A 20,668-nucleotide genomic window follows, 5' to 3' on the forward strand; every position below is an offset into this window, starting at 1 on the left:
GGTGCGAGTGGTTGTGAGAGTGACAGTTGAATCGATTTCGCGAAAGGCCTTTCGCCTTCATGGAGTTGGCATTCTTGTGAAACCGGTCAAGAGACTAGAAAGCGCTTGCCGATGGCTGTACGGTCCCCGCCAGGCCATGTCGCCACGACGGAGGAGTCCCGAGTGAGACGTTTCAACGCAGGTCCTGTCGCCGCACTGGCGGCGGTCGTCCTCGGCACGTGCCTGACCGCCGCCCCCGCCGCCCAGGCCCACGACCGGCAACCGCCGCTCGGCATCGAGAACTGCACGGCCACCGCCTGCCACTTCGACGTGCCGCCCGGCACGTACGACGTGCGGGTCGTGCTCGGCGGCGAGGCCGGCTCCAGCACGAGCATCACCGGCGAGACCAGACGCTCGCTGCTGCCCGAGACGTCCGTCGCGGCCGGTGAGCGGGCCGTCCGCGGCTTCACGGTGAACGTCCGCACGCCGGAGGGCGAACCGACCGGCCCGGACGGAACTCCCGGCCTGGACCTGGCACTTGGCGGCACGGCCCCCGCACTGGCGGACATCCGCGTCGCCCCGGCCGCCGCACGCCATGTCCGCCAGATCTTCCTGGTCGGCGACTCCACGGTCTGCGACCAGCCCGGCGACCCGTACTCCGGCTGGGGCCAGCAGCTGCCGCAGTACCTCCGCAAAGGTGTGTCGGTGGCCAACTACGCGGATTCCGGAGAGAGTACGGTGACGTATCTGCAGAATCCGCAGCTCTGGGCCACCGTTCAGCCGCTGATCCGCCCCGGTGATCTGGTGCTGATCCAGCTCGCCCACAATGACAAGACCACCGACGAGGCGACGTATCGCGGCAATTTGGAGACACTGGTGGCAGGTGTACGGGAGAAAGGCGGACGTCCGGTGCTGGTGACCCCCATCGTGCGGCGCTGGTTCAACTCCGACGGCACCCTGAACAACAACACCGCGCTGCTGGTCAACGGCCTCGGCGTGGACCACCCCGCGGTGATCCGCTCGGTCGCCGCGGCCGAGGACGTACCGCTGATCGACCTCACGGCGAGGACCAAGGCGTTGGTGGAGTCCCTGGGGGTCGAGGGCTCCAAGGCGATCTACCTCTACAACGAGAAGAAGGACAACACCCACACCTCCGTCCACGGAGCGACTGTGTACGCGGGTCTTGTCCGCGACGAACTTCTCGCCCAGCATCTGGTACCCAGGAGCCAGGTGCGGGCGGGATGAGCCCCTGGGGCGTCTCGACCGGAACCGGGGCGCCCCAGGTCCCGCCCTCTGTCTGTTCACCGCCGTACGTCCTGAAAGAGCAGCGATGCACCTGCCGCCCCCCGACCGCGCCCTCAGCCCGTACACCGGCTACACCCGAGCCCACTGGGAGGCGGCGGCCGACGCCCTGATCGCCGCGGTGGAGCCGTACGCGGCGGAGGGAGGCGCTCTCTACCACTTTCCGGGCGACCGCGAGAGCTGGTCCGGCCGCCTGTCGGACGGCCTGGAGGGCTACGCCCGTACGCTCCTCCTGGCGGCCTTCCGCCGCGACGAGACCGCCCTCCAGCGCTACGCCGACGGCCTCGCGGCCGGCGTCTCGGGCATCTGGCCGCGCATCGAGGACCGCGGCCAGCCCCTGGTCGAGGCGGCGTCCATCGCCCTCGCCCTGCGCGTAACCCGCCCCCTCCTCTGGGACCGGCTGGACGACGGCGTACGACAGCGCGCGGCGACCTGGCTCGGCGACGCGCTGACCGCCGAGGCCTGGCCCTGCAACTGGGAGCTGTTTCCGGTCACGGTCGGCGGATTCCTCGAAGAAATCGGTTACGAGACGGAGGCGTCCCGCAAGGCGATCGAGCGCGGCCTCGATCGCATCGAGGACTGGTACGTCGGCGAGGGCTGGTACACGGACGGCGACGGCCGGAAGTTCGACTACTACAACGGCTGGGCGATGCACCTGTACCCGGTGCTGCACGCGTGGCTGGCCGACGACGACCGCCTCCTGGACCTGTACGGCGGCCGCCTCTCGCGCCACCTGGAGGACTACGCCCGCCTGTTCGGCGCCGACGGCGCGCCGATGCACCAGGGCCGCTCCCTGACGTACCGCTTCGCTACGACGGCCCCCCTGTGGCTGGGCGCCCTCACCGACCGCACGCCGCTGCCGCCGGGGGAGACGCGACGGCTGGCGTCCGGCGCCCTGAAGTACTTCCTGGACCGAGGCGCGGTCAACGCCGAAGGCCTCCTCACCCTGGGTTGGCACGGCCCCAACTCGGCCGTGCTGCAAGGCTATTCGGGCCCGGCGTCCCCGTACTGGGCCAGCAAGGCATTCCTGGGCCTGCTCCTGCCACCGGACCACCCGGTGTGGACGTCGCCGGAGCAGCCGGGCCCGGCCGAGCGCGCGGACGCGGTGACGTCCCTCGCCCCACCCAACTGGCTCTTGCAGTCGACGAGTTCGGACGGTGTGGTGCGCCTCCACAACCACGGGAGCGAGGACGTCCGTTACGACCCGTACTACACGCGGCTGGCGTATTCGACGGTCACGGGGCCCTCGTCGTCGTACGACAACAGCGTGATCGTGGGCGAAGATCCGAGCCGGACGGGAATCGAACCGCTGGGGGTCGGGGACGGGTGGGTCGCTTCGCGGCATACGGCCGGCGGGGGTGCGCGGGTGACGAGTGTGGTGCTGGCGCGGGGGGCCGTGGAGGTGCGGGCGCATCTGGTGGTCGGGGCTGCGCCGGGGACGGTGGTGCGGGTGACGGGGTGGTCCGTGGCGGACGATGCCGTGGGGGCCGAGTTGGTGCCGGTGGTGGGGTTGTCGGACGCGCTCACGGGGGTGACCGGGGAGGGGGACACGCTGTTCGTTGCGGTGGCGCGGCTTACGGGGGAGGCGGATCCGGTGCCGTTGGCGGAAGCGGTGACCGTCGAGAGCGTCGGCTCCGAGGCACTGCTGGTCCGTTGGACGGACGGCCCCGTACGGCGGGTGCGGCTGGCCGCCGGAGGTGTTGCGGTCGACGGCTGAACAGGGCCGGGCGGCAAGGGCGTTGGGCATTTTCCAAGGGTGGTCCCGGAGCGTGACCGTCCCGCTACAGTGGACGGGAGTGCTGCGGGGGGCGAACGATGGCGCTGCGGATCGGTCGGCGATTTTTCCTCGCGCTGGGCGTGGGCCGCTACTGCCACCTCCCGGCGCACGAACAGCTGGGGCAGGTACCTGCCGACGTCCGTGCGGTGCGCGGGTTGTTCACCGGTCTCGGGTATCAGTCCGTCCTGCCCGGCCTGGGCGAGTACGACACCGCAGAGCAGATCCGTCAGAAGCTGCGGCACTGGTCCACCGACGCCGCCCTCACCGGCGACGACGTGGTCGTGCTCTACTTCGCCGGACACGGTCTGGTCCAGGACCGCGACCGGCACTACCTACTGTGCTGGGACTCCCCCGCCGACGAGGACGCCGCGACCACGGCCCTGGCCACCGAAGACCTCGTGCGCATCCTGTGCCGGGGAGAACTGCGCCATCTGCTGCTCGTACTGGACACCTGCGCCGGTGGGGCGGGCGGGGCCGAGGCCGCTGCGCTCGCCTTGCAGTCGATCGCCTACCGGCACGTGGGCGCCGGTTCGGCCACCGGGCTGTGGTTCCTGGCCTCAGCCCGCCGCAAGGACATCGCCGAGGACGGGCGGTTCGCCGCCGCGCTGCGCTCCGCCGTGAAGATCGCCACCGAGCGGACCGGGCAGCGGCAGCAGTACCTCGATCTGGCCGAACTCGTGAAGGCCGTCAACGAGCGGTTCGAGGCGGACGGCCTCGGACAGCGCGCGGAACTCGCCAGCGGGCTGGTGACGGGCCTGGCTCCGTTCCTGCCCAACTCCGGCTACCGGGAGGCGCTTCCGCCCATCGGCACAGATCTGGAGGTCCAGCGCCGGGTGGCCGGACAGGACCTCGCCGAGCACTTCGGGCCGCGCTCCCGAGGCGTGGAGTTCGAGTCGGAGCACGGCCTGTACTTCAGCGGTCGGGCTCGCGTCCTGACCGAACTCACCACGTGGCTGACCGGTACGGAGGGCGACGGCCGGGGCCGGGTCGTCACCGGTCCGCCGGGCTGCGGCAAGTCGGCCGTCCTGGGCCGGGTCGTCGCCCTGTCCGACCCCGGTTACCGTCTTCGCTTCGGCCTCGGCGCGCTCGACCCTGCCACGGTCGTCCCCGAAGGCTGCGTGACATCCGCGGTGCACGCCCGCCACAAACGGCTCGACGAGATCGTCGAACGCATCGCGGACAACCTGGGCGTCACTGTCGACGGTTCCGCCGCCCTGCTTCAGGAACTCACCCGGCGCGGTCGCAAGGGCCCGCCGGTCGTGATCGTCGTCGACGCGGTCGACGAGGCGGGCTCCGACACTGCCGCCGATGCCGGCGGCCACGGCGAACCCCGGCGGATCACCCGCGAGTTGCTACGTCCCATGTCGGAGATCCCGGGCGTACGGCTGCTGGTGGGCACCCGCCACGAACTGGTCACCCCACTCGGCCCCACCTTCCACTGCATCGACCTCGACCGCCCCGGCTACCGGGCGGAGCGGGACGACGTCGCCGGATACGTCACGAAGATGCTCCTCGCCACGGAGGAACCCGAGGTCCACAGCCCCTACCGTGACCGTCCCGAGCTCGCCGGCGCCGTTGCCGCAGGCGTCGCCGACCGGGCCGCCGGGGTGTACCTCTACGCCCGGACCACCGCCCGTACCCTGCGCTCGGACCGCGTCGCCGTCGACACCGACCGACCTGGCTGGGCGGACGAGCTGCCCAGCGAGATCGGCGAGGCCTTCGACGACTACCTCGCCCGTTTCGGCCCCGACGAGCCGCGGGTCCGCCGCATGCTGCTCGCCCTTGCATTCTCCGAGGGCACCGGCCTGCCCCGCGGACGCGTCTGGACCAGACTCAGCAGCGTCATCTCGGGCGTCGAGTGCACGGAGGCGGACGTCTCCTGGGCTCTCGATGTGGCCGAGGCGTATGTGGCAGAGGTGGTCGACGACGACCGGCGGTCGGTGTACCGGCTTTACCACAAGGCTCTGGCGGAGCACTTGCGCCGGACGGCGGGGCGGGCGACGGCCGAGATCCAGCGAGCCGTCGTCGAGGCCCTGGTGTCGGTCGTGCCCGCCGTCGAAGACGGTAGAAGGGACTGGCTGGCCGCGGCGCCCTATGTCCGCCAGCACCTGGCCACGCACGCAGCGGCGGCCGGTGGGCTCGCCGGGCTCATCGAGGATCCGGGCTTCCTGCTCGCCTGCGAACCGTTGGGTCTGCTGCGCGCGTTGGCGACGGTCGACGGCGACGCCTCGCGCCGCATCCGCACCGCCTACGAGCAGGTGGCGCATCGCCTTGCCCCTGAACGTGCGCTTGGCGCCCGCGCCGCGGACCTCCAACTGTCGGCGAGGCGATGCGAGGCCGACAGCCTGGCGGACCAGGTCGAGCACCTGGGTGTGGCCCTGCCTTGGACCGCGCGTTGGGCCTGGTGGTCGGCGAGCGGAGCCCATCGGCTGCTCAGCGGCCATACCAGGAGCGTCAGTTGTGTGTCGGTGGGCCACCTCGACGAGCGCCCCGTCACCGTGACCGGCAGCAGGGACGGCACGGTCCGGGTGTGGGACCTCACCACTCAGCGGCAGATCGGCGAACCGCTGGAGATGGGGGTCGCCGTAAGCGCGGTCGCCATCGGCGAACTCGGCGACTACACCGTGGCTCTGGCCGGCGGTGTCGACGGCGCGGTCCGGGTCTGGGACCTGTCGGCCGGCCAGCCCTACGGACCGCCGCTGACCGGACACACGAACATGATCCGGGCCATCCGCGTCTGCACCCTCGCCGGTCGGGCGGTGGTACTGACCGCCGGCGGGGACGGAACGGCGCGCCTCTGGGACCTTGCCGAGCGCAGGCAACTGGGAGCGCCGTTGTCCGGTCACCGGCGCACCGTGTGGGACGCGGTCCTGGCGAACGTGGGCGGACGCGCGCTGGCCGTCACCGGCGGGGACGACAAGGCCGTACGGATCTGGGACCTCGGTGATGTCCCGGACGGAGGCGACGCGCGGATCGACGGCACACCCCTGATCGGGCCCGCGGACGGGGTCAGGGCCTTGAGTACGGGGGAGGTGGACGGCCGGACGGTCCTGCTGGTCGGAGACGTGACCGGCATGCTCGGCCTGTGGGATCTCGCCGAACGCAGGCAGATCGGCGAACCGGTCGTCGCGCACCGTTATTTCGAGCGCAGCGGAGTCCTGTCCGCCGCCATGGGGCGGTTCGGCGGCCGAACCGTGGCGCTGACCTGCGGTCGAGAGGAGACGAGGCTGTGGGACCTGCCGAGCCTGCGTCAGCTCGTTCCCCCGCTGCGCGGCCACATGGACGACATCTGCGCGGCGGCCCTGACCAGTCGGGGGGACACATCCCTGGCGGTCACCGTCAGCTCGGACCGAACAGCGCGGGTCTGGGACCTGTCCGCCGACCAGCCGAACGAGGGTCACAGCGGACAGGTGGATGCCGTTGCCTTCCGAGAGGTTCAGGGACGCCCGCTGGCACTCACCGGCGGGGTCGACGGGACCGCCCGACTGTGGGATCTGCGGACTCGGGAACAGATCGGCCGCACGATGGAGGGACACCATGGACGCGTGCTTGCCGTGGCCCTGGGCACCGTGTGCGGCCGGCCGATCGCCGTCACGGGAGGTGAGGACACCCAGGTCAGGTGCTGGGATCCGTTCACCGGCCGGGTCTCGGGTCCTCCGCTGGCCGGCCACACCAACGTGGTGCGCTGTGTCGCGATCGGCGCACTGGACGGCTCGGACGTCCTGGTGAGCGGCAGCGAGGATGGCACGGTCAGGATCTGGGAGCAGGCCACCGGCCGCCTCGTGATGCCGCCTCTGGACACACACATCGGCGGTATCGAGTACCTCGCCGTCCGCAGTGTCGGCCGTGCGCTCCAGATCGCGGTCGCGACTGCTCTCGACCACGCCTACGTCTGGCACGTCCACCCACGCGGGACGCGAACCCTGGAGGCCCATCTCGACCTGGAGGAGCTCTCGCTGTACGCGCGCGCTCTGGGGGTGTCCTTCCTCGGGGACCGGCCCGTGGTGCTGTCCACGCGGGAGGGGAACGGCGTGTACGTACACGACATCGTGACGCGCGCGTCGGCGGGTGAGCCCCTGGTCGGACACACGAACGGCGTGCTGCGCGCCACCCTGGCCCGGATCGGCGGCCGCACTCTGGTCGCCTCCCTCTCCTACGACGACACCGTTCGCGTGTGGGATCTGAGCACGGCCTCGTCCCCGGAACCACACCTGGAAGGCCTGACGAGGGTGAGTGACGTGGTGCGCCCGTACCCGTCGCCTGTGCTGGGCACCGTCGACGGGGCACCCATCGTGGTGACCGCCTTCGCCCGCGAGGTACGGGTCTGGGACGTGGGCACGATGAGCCCGCTCGGGGAGCCGTTGTGCGGAGCGGACCGCAGCCTGTTGTCGGCGGACGTCGTCCCTGGACCCGACGGCGGATCGATGGTCGTGACCGGGAGCGTGTACGGAGGTGTCCGCTTCCACGACCTCGACAGCGGAGCGCAGGTCGCACCGCACATCACCTCCAGCAGCTACCAGCTCTTTCATGCCTCCAGCGCCCGCCTGAACGACGAAACGCTGGTGGTCACGAGCAGTTGGACGGAAGTGGACGCCTGGACCATGGTGCCGCGCCGACGTCTCGGCAAACGGTTCGGCACCTCCTGGCGGGCCTCTCTGCATGCCGTCGGCGGCAGGGCTTTCGTGGTGTCCGTCGCGGGCGACTTCACCCTGCACGCGTGGGACCCGCGTACCCAGGCTCCCGTCTGCCCGCCGATGCCCGGCCACACTGCCCAGGTCATGGACCTGCGCGCTGTCCGAGCCGGGGAGGACCACCTGTTGGCCAGTGCCTCACTGGACGGGACGGTACGGCTGTGGGATCTGCGTACCGGCGAACCCGTCTCCGAGCCGTTGACGGGGCATGAACGGGGCGCCTTCAGCGTGGATTTCGTGCGTCAGAGGAGCGACTTGCTTGTCGTGGGCTGTGGTGACGGTCGACTTGTCTTCCGTGACCTGGCCACCAGGGATGTCGTGGGGACCGAGCTGGAGCCGTTCCCGTCCCGCGCCAGGGCTCTCAGCGCAGCGGACATCCAAGGCGTACCCCTGCTGATCGCGGGTGACGACTTCGGCCTGGTTCGTGTATGGGACACCCGCCACTCCGGCTGGACCGCCGAACTGGAGGTGGGGGGCGGTATCAACGCCGTGGCCGCTGCGCCCTCCGGGCACGTCTGTCTGGCGACCGACATGGGGATGGTGGTGCTCGGCCTCAACGTAGGCGACGCTTCGGAGCCCTGGGGAGAAGCCCGGTGACCCGCCTGGTCCTCCTCCATGGCATCGGCCAGCAGGTGAAAGGTCCCCAGACCCTCCTCGCCGACTGGTATCCGGCACTCGCCGACGGTGTCACCCTCGCGGGCGGCACATTGGAGCGCCAGGAGGTCGCGATGGGCTTCTACGGCGACCTGTTCCGCCCCGTGAGGCACCGCGGCCTCGGCGAGCCGGACCTGGACGCCTCCGACATCGAGGACGGCCTCGAACGAGACCTGCTGCTGGCCTGGTGGGAGGCAGCGGCCCAGGAGGAGAGTCAGGTGCCCGGACCTGACGCCGCCGCGCGGATCCGCACGCCGTATCTGATCCAGCGAGCCCTCGACGCTCTCAGCCACTCCGCGTTCTTTGCCGGCCTGGGCGAGCGGCTGCTGATTTCCGACGCCGGTCAAGTGCGGCGCTACTTCACCGAACCGGACCTGCGCGCGGCGATCCGTACCCGCTTCCTGCACGCACTGACAGACCGGACCGAGGTGATCGTGGCTCACTCCCTCGGAACGGTCGTCGCATACGAGGCGCTGTGTGCCCACCCCGAGTTGCCGGATCTGACACTGATTACCCTGGGCTCGCCACTTGCCGTGCGTGGTCTCATCCTCGACCGCCTTGTCCCGGCGCCCCACGGCGGACTCGGTCGCTGGCCGGCCCCTGTGAAGCGGTGGACCAACCTCGCGGACCAGGGCGACGTCGTGGCTCTGGCCAAGGAACTGGCTCCTGTTTTCGGCGCCCGTGTCACTGATGTTCTGGTCCACAACGGAGCCAAGGCACACGATGTCCGTCCCTACCTAACCGCCCGGGAAACGGGACACGCGATAGCCGTGGCACTGGGCGGTACCGCAGGTCGGCACTGAGGAAGACTGGAACGTACGCCCGGGTGCAGGCGGATCCCAGGCACAGATCATCGTCCCGGACCCCCGTCCGGCAGGATGTCGCCTCATGGCGTGGGGGAGAGACAAGTACGCGGAGTTGTTGGGGCGGGCCGGGCTGGAGGTCGTGGGGGAGTGGCGGGTCGAGTACGTGTTGCCGCCCCGGTTGGCCTGGCGTGCGACGGAGGGCGAGGAGCCCGTGGTGACCGTGTCCGGTGGGGCCCTCGGTGAGGTGAACGCGGAGTGGCATCGGCTGGCCGGCCAGGCCGGGTTCTTCTTCGGTGACGGGGTGTTCCTCATTGATGTGCCCGGTGACTGGACCTGGCCGGGGCGGTTGTGGACGCGGGTGCGGCTGGGTGGCGAGTGGGATCTTGCCGGGGTGCTGGGGACGCGGTTCGTGACCTTGTCGGCCGATGGAGACGCGCTGGTCGGTGTTGCGGGCGGTGAGGACGGCACGGTGGGCGCGACGGACGCGGAGGGTGCCGTACGGCTGGTCACCGTCGACCCGATCTCGGAGCGGCGGGAGGAAGCCGTGCTGGCGGCGGTTAGGGAGACGGCCGAGGAGCGGGCCGAGGCGTGGGCGGCGCTGGTGCGGGGTGCGGAGCCTGGTGGGGATGGCGCTGAGGCGCTGTACCGTCCGCTGTCTGACCTGCCGGAGGCTGACTGTCCGCTGTCGGATCGGCCGAAGCTCAACCGTCTGCTGCCTGCCCGTCCGCCGTCCGACCGCCCGAAGCCCAACCGCCCGCTGCCTGACCCGCCAGAGGCTGCCCGTCCGCCGTCCGACCGGCCGAAGATCGACCGTCCGCTGCCTGGCCGTCCGCTGTCCAGCCAGCTGGAATTCGACCGGCCGAAGCCCGCCCGCCCTCTGCCCGACGCCGCGCTGCTCAAGGAGTGGGCGGATGGGCTGGTCGGTAATCCGCGTGCCCCGGAGGACGTGCGCTTCGGGCTCCTGGGCAAGTCGCGTCGGCTTCTTCAGAACCCCCTCCCGCCGGCCCTCCTGGAAGCGGCCATCGTTCACCCGGACTGGGAAGTCCGCGAGACCGTCGCCGAGTTCCAGCCCCTCACGCCCGAGCAGTGGGCCCGGCTGATCCTGGGCGGGCAGGGTGAGCGGCAGCGTTGGATCCTCACGATGGTGGCCTGTCACCGGCGTGACGAGGTCGCCGAGGACGCCTGCCGGGAACTCGCCGCCGACCCGTCCATCAGGATCCGCGCCGAGGCCGCTCGCCTGCGGGGGCTGCCCGCGGACGCGGCCGTCGAGCTCGCCGCCGATCCCGAGTCGACGGTCCGGACGGCCGCCTGCCCGGTGGCCTGGCCCCACCTGGACCCCGCCCGCCGCCAGGCGCTCCTCGCCGACGGCGAGCGCGAGGTACGGCTCGCGGCCCTGCGGGAGCACCACAAGGCGCACCCGCTACCCCTGGAGACCTTCACGGCCGAGGCTCTCGGCACCGGCCCGCTCGCCACGTACCCCCTGGAGCGCGAGCTCGCGGAGCACCTCGCCCGCAACGGGGACCGGCACGAGCGCGGAGCCCTCGGTGGCAACCCGCACCTGCCCCCGGACCTGGTCGCCCTCCTCGCCGAGGACCCCGAGCCGGGAGTGCGCTGGGCGGTGTCGGTCCGGGCCGACCTCACCGAGGAACAACGCGCCGCCGTTTCCGTCGAGTTCGACGAGAGCGTCCATCATCGCGAGCTCGACTGGGTCGTCGCCCTGCACGACGACCCCGAGGCCATGCGCCGACTGGCCGCCTCCTCGCACCCGGTTGTGCGGCGAAGCGTCGCCCGGGCCCCTCGGCTCCCTTCCGACGTCGTCGAGCGACTCGCCCGCGACGAGGACCGGATCGTCCACCTCTTCCTCGCCGAGTCATGCGACGACGCGCCCGCCGACATGCTGTTGAGCGTGTGGCAGTGGTGGACCGGCAGCTTCTCCTTCCCCGACCGTCCGCGCGGACACCCCGACTTCCCCCGCGAGGGCCTACTCCGGTACGCCGACGACCCGAACCCGCGCATGCGTCAACTCGCCCTGGACGACCCGGAGTCGACTCTCGAACTGGTGGAGCGGATGAGCCGGGATCCGGACGTCGACGTGCGGTACCGCGCCGCGCAGGATCCGCGCCTGACGGTCGTCGACGCCGTACGGCTGGTCGACGACCCCGTGGATCACATCCGGCACGCGGCCGCCCGGCACCCGGACCTGCCGGGCCGCGTCCTCGCCGGCCTGCTCTTCGACCCCGAACTGGCCCGAACGGCCGCCGGACATCCGGCACTTCCTGAAGACGTCGTGCGCTGGATGGCCGGGCAGGTGAGCTGAGTCCCGCATCGAGGCCACAGTGCCGCGGGGCCGGTGCGTGCTCGCGGAGGAGGGGGGCCGTGCCCCGTCGGCGCCGCTCCTCCGCGCTCGCTCTCGCTCGCGCGGCGGCCTCATCGCGGCGCCGCCGTGACAGCGGCCGACGGCAGCCTCCTCCGCCTCGTGGCGGCACGCACCGGACCCCGCTCGGCTCGGTCATGACGCGCCGCGCCTCATGACCGGCCTGATCGGGAGGGACGCCCCTAGGGGGCTGACCTCCTAGGGGGCTGACCTCACGGAGTCAGGCGTGCGATCCGCAGCGTCTTCGACGTCGGTGAAGCGCCGTTGAGCGCGGTCGCGTACGACGGTGTCACCGGGACGTACGCCCAGGTCAGCGTCCCGTTGGCGGACACCGCGATGTCGCCCGTGATGCGCGCCTGGACCACCTTGTCCGCACTCTGGAACTTGCCGTTCCAGTCGATGAGCCGCAGATGCGTGCCCGTGAAGGTGCCGGTGCAGGTGCCCGCCTTGCACTTGGCGTTCTTCAGGGACTCCCAGGACAGCAGCAGCCGGTTCTTCCCGTACGGGGCGAGGTGGACGTTGACGTGCTCCGTGCCCTTGGCGGAGGAGAGGTAGATCGCCTTGCCGGGGCCGGAGCTGCGGTTCTTCATGAAGGCGACCGCCACCTGGTGGGTGCTGGTCTTCGGGGTGACCGTCCAGCCGCGGCCGGAGGAGTCGTCGGGGTTCTTCTTGGCCGAGGCCGCGCCCCGGGAGGCGAACGCGGTCGCGTAGCGGCCGGTGGCGGACCTGATCAGGTCGCCGGTACGGCCGGGGAACGTGCCCCCGCAGTAGCCCGCCCAGCACTGCTCGCGCTGCACCACCGGCGCGTTGTCCGGCGCGGCTATGCCCGTCGACACGAACAGGCCCGAACGCCAGTCGTCGAAGCAGACGGAGGCGAAGGCGCCGGTCTTCTCGGCGTGCAGCGCGATGCCCTCGTTGTGGCTGCAGCCCCAGCTCCAACCGCCGCTCAGCTTCGCGCCCTTGGCGCTGATGTACGACAACTTGTCGCCGTAGTGCCCGTCGGCGAAGCCGCCCGCGCCGTGTACGACGAAGTACGCGCCGTACTTGCTGCCGTTCCAGGTGAGTTGGCCGTCCAGGACCGGGGAGGTGTCGTGGGTGGCGGTGCTCGTCAGCTTCGTGCGGAAGGTCTGCTTGCCGTTCGTGTAGCGGATGATCGCGGCCGCCGTGTCATGCCACTTGTTGGTGTCGGCGACCCGGGTCAGCAGCGCGAAGCCGTTGTTGTGCGCGACCAGACCGCCGACCTCCTTGGCGCCCTTGACGACGGTGTCCGCGCCCGAGCGCTTCCCGGCGGCGGTCAGCGGGGTGACGTGGATGCCGTCGGAGGCCGGCCAGGCCACGCGCAGGGAGCCGTTCGGGGCGACCGCGGTGGAGGTCCGGGTCCACTCGCGCTCGTTGTTGTAACCGGCGGACAGGTAAGGGAACTTGGCCGACAGGCTCACCGAGGTGGTCGTGACCGTGAGGGGCGCGGCGGTGCTCGTCGCGGCGCCCGCCGTGGCGTACCAGGCGCCGACGAGCGCGGCGGTCGCGGCGAGTCCGGCGATGACGGGCTTACGGGCGACCCGGACCCGGCGGTGAGTCGTCGTGCGTCTTGCTGATGTCATGCCCCCTGGTCGCCGCCGGTCGGGCGAAGGTTGCCGGGCGCTCGAAACCAATGGGGGCGACGCGGGTCACAGCGCGGTACGGCAGGTCCTTGGTAGGCTGGACCCTTTCGTGGGTATCAGACCCTTTGGACTCTTCTCCGGCGAGCGACCGAGGGACCGTACATGGACACCGACATGGACTTCCCCGGCGACCGGCGACTGGCCGCCGCCGTCGTGATGGACGGCGAGGGCCGGGTGCTGTTGGTCCGCCGCAGTGAGAGCGAGAAGTTCCTGCCCCGGGTCTGGGGCGTTCCCTGCGGCAAGCTCGAAGGCGACGAGAGCGGCCCGGACGGCGCGTTGCGCGAGCTGAAGGAAGAGACCGGACTGCTCGGTGAGATCGTCCGCAAGGTCGGCGAGTCGTCCTTCCTCAGCGAGTACCGCGGCCACGAGATCAAGAACTGGCAGGAGAACTTCCTGGTCAGGCCGCTCGGCGGCCGGATCGTCCTGCCCAGGCCCGACCAGGCCTACGCCTGGCTCGGGCGTTCCGAGCTGACCACGGTCGAGATCGACGAGTACAACCTCGACATCGTCGAGCAGGCCTTCACGAGCTTCTGAGCAGCTCCGCAAGGGAGTTGAGCGCGCCCAGGTACTCGTCCACCGTCAGCGCCACCTTCGCCACCGCCCCCGGATGCGGGCCCGCCGCCGTGAACACGTCGGTGTGCGGCCGCCGTTCGCTGCCCGTCTCCAGGAACAGCGTGACCGTCGGCTCGACCGTCTCGCACCAGGCGCGGTGCAGTGTGTGCGCCGGAAGCGCGTAGGCGCTGCCCGCCGCGTACTGGCCGACATGCGTCAGCCGCAGCCGGGCCGGACCGGCCGGTTCGAGCAGCCAGTCCGCCGAGCCCACCTCCAGGGACTCCTCGTAACGCGCCGCCGCGACGGTGCCGTCACCGCCGCCCGAGACGTCGTACAACTCCATCGCGAGCCGCCCGCGGACCACGTAAGAGGCGAGCGGGGAGCGGTGGTTGTGGATGTCCTCCTTGCCGATCGCCCCGGCGCCGGGGTGCCAGAGGTGGGCGCGGAGCATGTGTCGCGGTCCGCCGTCGATCAGCAGCAGCTTGTCGAAGCCGAGGACATGGCGGTACGACAGCCGGGCGCATCCTTCGGGGTCGCCCTCGCCGGAGGCGAGTTCGGCGATCAGCTCCAACAAGCGGTCGGGGGAACCCAGTTCGGCGACGACGGAGCGGGCCGCGGCGACCAGTTCATGCTCGGGCGGGGCGCCGTCCAGCCTCCCGGTCAGCAGCTGCCGTGCCGCGAGAACCTGCCGACCACCCATGCACTCATCCTCCAACGCCGCTTCCCGGCACCCGCGTTCACTGACCTGGCCGATACATCCATACGGCATGGGCGCGCAGCGCCGAAAGACCTTGATAGGTCATCCACATGGGATATCGCAGCTCACTGCTGTCGGCACTCCACCAGGACCACACGCCGTCCGTCTGCCCGGCCCACACCGCGGCCGCCGCCCCGTCCAGCCGCTCCCGCCACGCCTCGGCCGAACCGTCCTGCGCCACGACCGCCTGAGCGGTCGGCGACATCAGGGCGCGGACCACCCAGGAGGCGGTGAAGTGCCGTACGTTCAGCACCTCGTGGCGCGAGGAGTCGTCCGTGCGCGGGCGGCGCACCTCTTCGCGCAGGTTGCGCAGGTCCGGGCATCGGTGGTGGAGCGTGGCCGGACAGGCCAGCAGCCAGCGGACCCCGTCCTCCCGGGCGGTGCGCACCTCCTCGGGCTCCGGCTCGTCCAGCACCCGCGCGCACCGGTCGAGGGCCACCACGGCCTGCGCGGTGTGCAGCGCGGAGGGCAGGCCGTGCGGCGACTCGAGGCGGTAGCCCCAGCAGTGCAGACGGTCCCGCCCCCGGTCGTTGATCGCGCCCTCCACCAACGCCTCGCGCAGCAGCGGCAATACGTCGTGGTCGGGCGCGGCGCGCAGCAGGCCCCGCATCACCGTCGTCACGACGTGCGTCGACTCCCGACCGGCGAGGTCGAGTCGGGGCGTGAAGCCGGTCGCGCAGCGGTCCACGTCCTGCGCCAGCCGGTCCCGGGGCACCCCCGCGCGGGTCAGCGCGCCCAGCACCAGCGCCGTGACCTCGGGCCGTGCCTCCGAGCCCTGCGAACGGGCCGACCAGCCCCCGGTCGGCAGCCGCAGCCGCCACAGGGTGTCCACCAGGTCGCCGGTGCGCACACGGCCGTCGGGCATGCCGAAGTCGAGCATGATGTGCAGGCCGTAGGCGGTGCCGACGGAGGTGGGGCGGGTCGGAGCGCTCTCGCCGAGCGCGTGCGGCCAGCCGGTGAGCAGGCCTCGGTTGGGATCGTCGACCACCGTCAGCGCCGCGAGGAGGGTGTCGTACGCGTCCGACAGGACCCGGGGGAGCGGGCCGGGCGCGGGCTGCTCCACGACGACGGGCGTGGTCGTGCCGCTCGTGGGCGCCCCGGCCGTCGCCGCTGCCCGGGCGCGGACCAGCGCCGCCGCCAGCCAGGCCGCGACGCCCGTCCCGATCCCGCTCAGGCCCGAGATCAGATACCTGGCCGCCGAGCCGCCGAGGGAGTCGGGCAGCACCCCGAACAGGAACTGGAAGACGGCGTATCCGGCCGCCGCGCAGCCGAGGCTCCCCAGCCAGCCGACGAACCGCGCGGTCTCGCTCGGCCGGGCGGGCACGGGCGTGCCGCCGTCGCCGGTTCTCAAGGGACCGCGTCCCAGCTGCTGTTGAGACAAGACGCGCTCCCTCCCCCTGGGCGGCACGTGACCTACGCGAAGATTCCAGTCTAAGTGGTCGACGGGGCGGGTGGGCCGGTGACCGGAACCACCGTCTCCGCGAGCCGTTCGGCGAACGCCACGGGTTGTTCGAGAGCACCGATGTGCCCGCCGGGGAGCTCCGTGAAACTGCATCCGGTGCGTTCGGCGAGGAACTCGGCCGTGCGGCGGAGAAGTTGACCGCGGGAGTCGGCACCAGCGGCGAGGGTGAGCCGGGCGGAGGAACCGCTCAGCGCCTTCAGGTCCGGGACGTACGAGGTGAACGGACGCAGGACGTGGGCCAGGAAGATGGCCATGGGGTTGGTCAACTCCTCCTCACGGGCGAGGGGTTGGCCGTCCAGCGGACCCGTCGCCTCCCGCTCCGCGAGCCCGGCGGCCATGCGCGCGCCGGCCGCCTGGGGACCGGCGGCGCGATAAGTGTCGTACACGCCAAGGAACATGGCCCGCTGCCGCTCACCGTCCGGCAGCACCCCCACGCACGGCGGCTCGTGCACGACGACGTGCCGGAGCCGTTCCGGATGCCGGGCGAGCAGATCGAGTACGGCGATGCCGCTGGAGCTGGTGCCGAGGACGTACGCCGACTCCCCGTCGGGCAGCACCTCTTCGAGCACGCGCCGCATCCCGTCGCTCCACGCCTCGACCCGCTGGTCCTCCACCGGCTCGCCCAGCCGCCCGTGGGCGAGGCCGAGGGGGTCGTAGATCACGACGGTGAACCGGTCGGCCAGGGCGTCGGTCATCGGGTCCAGCCCCATGGGGTGCCCGGCACCGCCCGGCGTGATCAGGAGTACGGGCCCGCCGCCCCGTACGTCGTAATGGAGTTCAGTCGAGCTCATGGTCCTGCTGTCCTTCCCGTGGCCAGTTCCGGAGCGTGATGTGCAGGGCGTCGACCGCCTTGTCCCAGGACCGCCGCACATCGCGCGGGGCGCCGAAGCCGCCGCTCGCCTCCAGGGCGCAGTAGCCGTGGAAGGTACTGCGCAACAGCCGTACGGCGTCGGTGAGATCGGGTTCTTCGAGGCCGTAGGCGCGGAGCATGCCGTAGGTGATCTCGGCGGTGCGGCGCAGGGCGGGGGAGGCGGCGACGAGGGACTGGTCGACCCGGATCTGGGTGGCCGCGTACCGGCCCGGCCGCTCCAGCGCGAACTCCCGGTAGGCGCCCGCGAACGCGGCCAGCGCGTCCTTGCCGGCCCGGCCCGCGACCGCGGCCGCGATCCGGTCGATCATCTCGCCGCCGGCCAGGAACGCCATCCGGGTCCGCAGGTCCTGGAGATTCCTGATGTGCGAGTACAGACTCGCGTCCTTGACGCCGAAGTGGCGGGCCAGCGCGGAGAGCGTGACGTTCTCGAACCCGACCTCGTCGGCGAGATCGGCGGCGGCAGCGGTGAGCCGCTCGGCCGTGAGCCCGGCTCTGACCATGACGACGACCTCGGCTTTCTCCCGCTTCCTAGGATCCCTAGGAAAAAAGCTATCCCACCTAGGTTGTCGGAGGCGACCGATATTTTGGTGGGGTGATGGTGGGTACCGAAGAGACCAGGCTGATCGTTCTGCGCGGCAACAGCGCCTCGGGCAAGTCGTCGGTCGCGGCGGGTATACGGGAGCGGTTCGGCAGGGGGCTCGCGCTGGTCGGGCAGGACAATCTGCGCCGGGTCGTGCTGCGGGAACGCGACCGCCCGGGCGCGGCGAACATCGGTCTGATCGACACGGTCGCCCGATACGCGCTGGACGCCGGCTATCACGTGGTGATCGAGGGTCTCCTGTACGCCGATCGCTACGGCGAGATGCTCGCGCGCCTCCGTGCCGAGCACCGCGGACCGTCGTACCACTACTACCTGGACGTCCCCTTCGAGGAGACCCTCGCCCGCCATGCGACCAAGCCCATCGCGAAGGAGGTCGGGGAGGCCGAACTGCGGGACTGGTACCGGCCGTTGGATCTGCTGCCCGATGGGGTGGAGAGCGTGATCGGTGCGGAGAGCGCGCTGAGCGAGACCGTCGAGCGGATCATGCAGGGGACGGGGCTGGCGGAGTTGCCCGCCTTGGAGTGAGCTAGATTCCGTCGAGTTCGCCGACCGCCGCGCGCACGTGCTCGGCGTCCGGTGCCTTCCCTGCGCAGAGCCACGCCGGGCGGCCGTCATCCGTGCTGCTCAGGTGCATGCCGAGGTTGTGCAGCGTGCAGACCGGCCAGGCCTGCCACAGACGTTCACTGACGGTGTCCTGGGCCGCCTCGGCGACGGCGCCGAGGGGGTCGCGGCCCCAACTGCCGTCCTCGGCCTGCCAGATCGGGTTGCCCCACCATTCGCCGTTGGCCCGCGTGACGTACACGTGCTCCGGTTCGTCGTCCTCCCAGGGCGGCATGGCCATCAGCCGGAGCGGGCGCTCCTCGGGCAGGGTCGCGGCCACGTCACGGTTCACCAGGGCCAGCGCCTCGTCCAGGGCGGGGTACTCGCCGGGCTCCACCGAGCGCGGCCCGGGGCGGTCGAAGGGTGTGTGCATGCGGGCCATCCTGCATCAAGGAGACCCGCCTGACCTCGCTATTTTCCGCGTGCGGAGATCGCCATTTTCCCCGTGCGGATATGAGAGTTGACTCTCATACTTTGTGAGAGGACACTCTCACAACATGGATTCCGGCGACTCCACCCCTCGTAACCGCCATGACCGCGGAAACCGTCTCGGCGACGTCGAGATCACCGACCCGAAGGCCATGCGCGCCCTCGCCCACCCTGTGCGGCTCGCCATCCTGGAGCGCCTGCAGCGGTACGGCCCCGCCACCGCGACCCAGCTCTCCCCGCACGTCGGCGCCACCCCGTCCGTCGCCAGCTGGCATCTGCGGCACCTCGCGGGCTTCGGCCTGGTCCGGGACGCCGAGGGATCGGCCGACCGGCGGGAGCGGCGGTGGGAGGCGGTGGGGCGGGGGTTCCGGTTCGAGATGCCGGAGGACGAGGACGGGGTGTCGGCCGCGCGGGCGCTGTTCTGGGAGATGTTCGCCCAGGTCGCGGAGGTGCCCGAGCGGTGGGCGACCGAGGTCGAGCCGCGCCTCGAGCCGCGGTGGCGCCGGGTCGCCATGCTGGCCAACACCCGGATCGTGGTCTCGGCCGACGAACTCGCCCGGATCGAGGACGCCATGGAGGCCGTACTCGCGCCGTACGTCATGCGGGCGGCCGAGCAACGGCCGGATGGTGCGCGGGATGTACGGGTGCTGCGGTATCTGCTGCCCGAGGGTGCGGACGAGCCGGGCCCCGACGCGGCGGGTGCCGACGCGTGAAGCGGCCTGGAAGGTCGCCGGCGTCGCTGTGGCGCGATCCCCGTTTCGTCCGCTGCTGGGCCGGCAGCGCCATCTCGCAGTTCGGGGACCGGGTCTCCGAAGTGGCCGTGCCGTTGGTGGCCGTCGGGGTGCTGCACGCCTCGGCCGGGCAGGTGGCCTGGCTGACCGCGCTGGCCTGGGCGCCGAACCTGCTCGCGACCCTGCTGGGCGTCTGGGTCGACCAACGCCCCGGCAAGCGGCGGCTGTTGATCGCCACGGATGTCGTCCGCGCGGCCGTGCTACTGACCGTCCCCGTCGCGTACCTCTGCGGCACGCTCACACTCGGCCAGTTGTACGTCGTGACACTCGCTGTCGGGTTCGCGGGCGTGCTGGCCGGGTGTGCCTGGTCGCCCTTCTTCACGCGGCTGGTGCCGAGTTCGGCTTACGTCGAGGCCAACAGCAGGTTCGGGGCGGCCCGTTCGGCGTCGTTCGTGGCCGGTCCCGCGCTGGGCGGCGGGTTGGTGCAGGTCCTGACGGCGCCGGTCGCGGTCGTCGCGGATGCGGTGTCCTTCCTGGCCTCCGCGCTGTTGCTGCGCGGGGTCGGACTGGACGCACCGCCTCCTGTCGCCCAACACGCCCCTGGCAAAGGGTCGTTGCTGCGCGGCGCCCGCGAGGGCCTCGCCTTCGTCCTGCGTGAACCGGTGCTGCGCGCGGGCCTCGCCTGCGCGACGACCCTCAACTTCTTCACGCTCCTCACGGGCACCGGCCTGGTGGTGCTGTTCGCCGACCGGATCCTCCAACTTCCGCCCGGGATAATCGGTTTGACGCTCGGCGTGGGCGCCACCGGCTCCCTCGTCGGCGCACTCACCGCCCCCTGGCTCGCCCGGCGCATCGGCTCGGGGCACTGTGTCGTGATCGGCGCCGTGCTGTTCCCGGCGCCCTTCGCCGCCGCGGCCCTGGCCGACGGCCCGGTCTGGGCACGCGTCGGCGTCCTGGGCGGGGCCCAGTTCCTCATCGGGCTCGGTGTCATGCTCTTCGACGTCAACCTCAACTCCCTGCAGACCGCGGTCACTCCGGACGCCTTGCGCGCCCGCGTCACCGGCGCCTACAGCACGGTCAACTACGGCATCCGCCCGCTCGGCGCGGTGATCGGCGGGGTACTCGCGGAAACCGTCGGCCTCAGAACGACCTTCGTCATCGCGGGAGTCGGCGGCGCGCTCTCGGTGCTGTGGCTGCTGCCGTCCTCGATACCCCGCATACGGACGGCGGCCGAACTGCTCGTGGACGCGTGAATCCGACTCTGGCCAAAAGTAGGCGCAGAGCTACCCTCCGTAAAAAAAATCCTCCCGCGGGACTGCACGTTTCCTGGGTCCCGTCCGCTTACCTGAGTCCCAGAGCAACGCGGCTCTAGGTGTCTGGCCCGTCCAGTGCGGGGGACCGGGCGGTCACGGCGCCGTTTG

At 71.4% G+C, this 20,668-nt stretch carries 15 protein-coding genes; 9 read left to right on the forward strand and 6 right to left on the reverse strand.

Features of this window, described 5'->3' with window-relative positions; all coding sequences use genetic code 11:
• The first annotated feature begins 162 nt into the window (after positions 1 to 162).
• From ABZ848_RS27030 to ABZ848_RS27050, 5 genes are all read left to right on the forward strand, one after another.
• Entirely contained in the window at positions 163 to 1,224 is a 1,062-nt protein-coding gene (locus tag ABZ848_RS27030; protein ID WP_360835966.1) for a rhamnogalacturonan acetylesterase, read from the forward strand.
• 85 nt (positions 1,225 to 1,309) lie between these two features.
• Positions 1,310 to 2,998 carry a DUF2264 domain-containing protein gene (locus ABZ848_RS27035; RefSeq protein ID WP_360835968.1) on the forward strand — a complete coding sequence of 563 codons (1,689 nt, stop codon included), beginning with the start codon at positions 1,310 to 1,312 and terminating at the stop codon, positions 2,996 to 2,998.
• A gap of 98 nt (positions 2,999 to 3,096) precedes the next feature.
• Positions 3,097 to 8,346 (forward strand): caspase family protein, encoded by a 5,250-nt coding sequence (locus ABZ848_RS27040; RefSeq protein WP_360835970.1) that lies wholly within the window; start codon positions 3,097 to 3,099, stop codon positions 8,344 to 8,346.
• Positions 8,343 to 9,206: a hypothetical protein gene (locus tag ABZ848_RS27045; protein WP_360835971.1), complete on the forward strand. Its 864-nt coding sequence runs from the start codon at positions 8,343 to 8,345 to the stop codon at positions 9,204 to 9,206. The genes ABZ848_RS27040 and ABZ848_RS27045 overlap by 4 nt, the downstream gene beginning before the upstream one ends.
• Positions 9,207 to 9,291: 85 nt before the next feature.
• Complete coding sequence (locus tag ABZ848_RS27050; RefSeq protein ID WP_360835973.1) at positions 9,292 to 11,526, forward strand: hypothetical protein; 2,235 nt, start codon at positions 9,292 to 9,294, stop codon at positions 11,524 to 11,526.
• Between the two features lie 269 nt (positions 11,527 to 11,795).
• On the opposite strand, the gene ABZ848_RS27055 is transcribed toward ABZ848_RS27050, so the two are convergent.
• Positions 11,796 to 13,184 carry a hypothetical protein gene (locus ABZ848_RS27055; protein WP_360835974.1) on the reverse strand — a complete coding sequence of 463 codons (1,389 nt, stop codon included), beginning with the start codon at positions 13,182 to 13,184 and terminating at the stop codon, positions 11,796 to 11,798.
• A gap of 174 nt (positions 13,185 to 13,358) precedes the next feature.
• On the opposite strand from ABZ848_RS27055, the gene ABZ848_RS27060 reads away from it, so the two are divergent.
• Positions 13,359 to 13,778, forward strand: coding sequence for an NUDIX hydrolase (locus ABZ848_RS27060; protein ID WP_360836239.1), 420 nt, complete (start codon positions 13,359 to 13,361; stop codon positions 13,776 to 13,778).
• On the opposite strand, the gene ABZ848_RS27065 is transcribed toward ABZ848_RS27060, so the two are convergent.
• From ABZ848_RS27065 to ABZ848_RS27080, 4 genes are all read right to left on the reverse strand, one after another.
• Entirely contained in the window at positions 13,765 to 14,496 is a 732-nt protein-coding gene (locus tag ABZ848_RS27065; RefSeq protein WP_360835975.1) for a hypothetical protein, read from the reverse strand. The two genes, ABZ848_RS27060 and ABZ848_RS27065, sit on opposite strands and share 14 nt — an antisense overlap.
• Positions 14,497 to 14,533: 37 nt before the next feature.
• Positions 14,534 to 15,904, reverse strand: a complete 1,371-nt coding sequence (locus ABZ848_RS27070) for a hypothetical protein (protein WP_360835976.1) — start codon at positions 15,902 to 15,904, stop codon at positions 14,534 to 14,536.
• A gap of 80 nt (positions 15,905 to 15,984) precedes the next feature.
• The gene (locus ABZ848_RS27075) at positions 15,985 to 16,806 is read right to left on the reverse strand and encodes an alpha/beta fold hydrolase (protein WP_360835978.1); all 822 of its coding nucleotides are present in this window, start codon (positions 16,804 to 16,806) and stop codon (positions 15,985 to 15,987) included.
• The gene (locus ABZ848_RS27080) at positions 16,793 to 17,386 is read right to left on the reverse strand and encodes a TetR-like C-terminal domain-containing protein (RefSeq protein ID WP_360835979.1); all 594 of its coding nucleotides are present in this window, start codon (positions 17,384 to 17,386) and stop codon (positions 16,793 to 16,795) included. Before ABZ848_RS27080 ends, ABZ848_RS27075 begins: the two co-directional genes overlap by 14 nt.
• 95 nt (positions 17,387 to 17,481) lie before the next feature.
• Here ABZ848_RS27080 and ABZ848_RS27085 point away from each other — a divergent pair, with 95 nt between their 5' ends.
• Positions 17,482 to 18,012, forward strand: a complete 531-nt coding sequence (locus tag ABZ848_RS27085) for an AAA family ATPase (RefSeq protein WP_360835981.1) — start codon at positions 17,482 to 17,484, stop codon at positions 18,010 to 18,012.
• 1 nt (position 18,013) lies between these two features.
• On the opposite strand, the gene ABZ848_RS27090 is transcribed toward ABZ848_RS27085, so the two are convergent.
• Positions 18,014 to 18,460, reverse strand: a complete 447-nt coding sequence (locus ABZ848_RS27090) for a hypothetical protein (protein WP_360835983.1) — start codon at positions 18,458 to 18,460, stop codon at positions 18,014 to 18,016.
• Between the two features lie 124 nt (positions 18,461 to 18,584).
• On the opposite strand from ABZ848_RS27090, the gene ABZ848_RS27095 reads away from it, so the two are divergent.
• Both ABZ848_RS27095 and ABZ848_RS27100 read left to right on the forward strand, forming a co-directional pair.
• The gene (locus ABZ848_RS27095) at positions 18,585 to 19,229 is read left to right on the forward strand and encodes a helix-turn-helix domain-containing protein (RefSeq protein WP_360835985.1); all 645 of its coding nucleotides are present in this window, start codon (positions 18,585 to 18,587) and stop codon (positions 19,227 to 19,229) included.
• Positions 19,226 to 20,500 (forward strand): MFS transporter, encoded by a 1,275-nt coding sequence (locus ABZ848_RS27100; RefSeq protein WP_360835987.1) that lies wholly within the window; start codon positions 19,226 to 19,228, stop codon positions 20,498 to 20,500. Before ABZ848_RS27095 ends, ABZ848_RS27100 begins: the two co-directional genes overlap by 4 nt.
• Positions 20,501 to 20,668 lie beyond the last annotated feature (168 nt).

The sequence above is a fragment of the Streptomyces sp. NPDC047081 genome, assembly GCF_040643775.1.
Classification (GTDB): Bacteria; Actinomycetota; Actinomycetes; order Streptomycetales; family Streptomycetaceae; genus Streptomyces.

Bases quoted from the DNA above. Each gene is read 5' to 3' on its own strand.
- ABZ848_RS27085 (WP_360835981.1), top strand. From the start codon at position 17,482: ATGGTGGGTACCGAAGAGACCAGGCTGATCGTTCTGCGCGGCAACAGC.
- ABZ848_RS27055 (WP_360835974.1), bottom strand. From the start codon at position 13,184: ATGACATCAGCAAGACGCACGACGACTCACCGCCGGGTCCGGGTCGCC.
- ABZ848_RS27050 (WP_360835973.1), top strand. From the start codon at position 9,292: ATGGCGTGGGGGAGAGACAAGTACGCGGAGTTGTTGGGGCGGGCCGGG.
- ABZ848_RS27065 (WP_360835975.1), bottom strand. From the start codon at position 14,496: ATGGGTGGTCGGCAGGTTCTCGCGGCACGGCAGCTGCTGACCGGGAGG.
- ABZ848_RS27080 (WP_360835979.1), bottom strand. From the start codon at position 17,386: ATGGTCAGAGCCGGGCTCACGGCCGAGCGGCTCACCGCTGCCGCCGCC.
- ABZ848_RS27060 (WP_360836239.1), top strand. From the start codon at position 13,359: ATGGACTTCCCCGGCGACCGGCGACTGGCCGCCGCCGTCGTGATGGAC.
- ABZ848_RS27095 (WP_360835985.1), top strand. From the start codon at position 18,585: ATGGATTCCGGCGACTCCACCCCTCGTAACCGCCATGACCGCGGAAAC.
- ABZ848_RS27075 (WP_360835978.1), bottom strand. From the start codon at position 16,806: ATGAGCTCGACTGAACTCCATTACGACGTACGGGGCGGCGGGCCCGTA.
- ABZ848_RS27040 (WP_360835970.1), top strand. From the start codon at position 3,097: ATGGCGCTGCGGATCGGTCGGCGATTTTTCCTCGCGCTGGGCGTGGGC.
- ABZ848_RS27035 (WP_360835968.1), top strand. From the start codon at position 1,310: ATGCACCTGCCGCCCCCCGACCGCGCCCTCAGCCCGTACACCGGCTAC.
- ABZ848_RS27090 (WP_360835983.1), bottom strand. From the start codon at position 18,460: ATGCACACACCCTTCGACCGCCCCGGGCCGCGCTCGGTGGAGCCCGGC.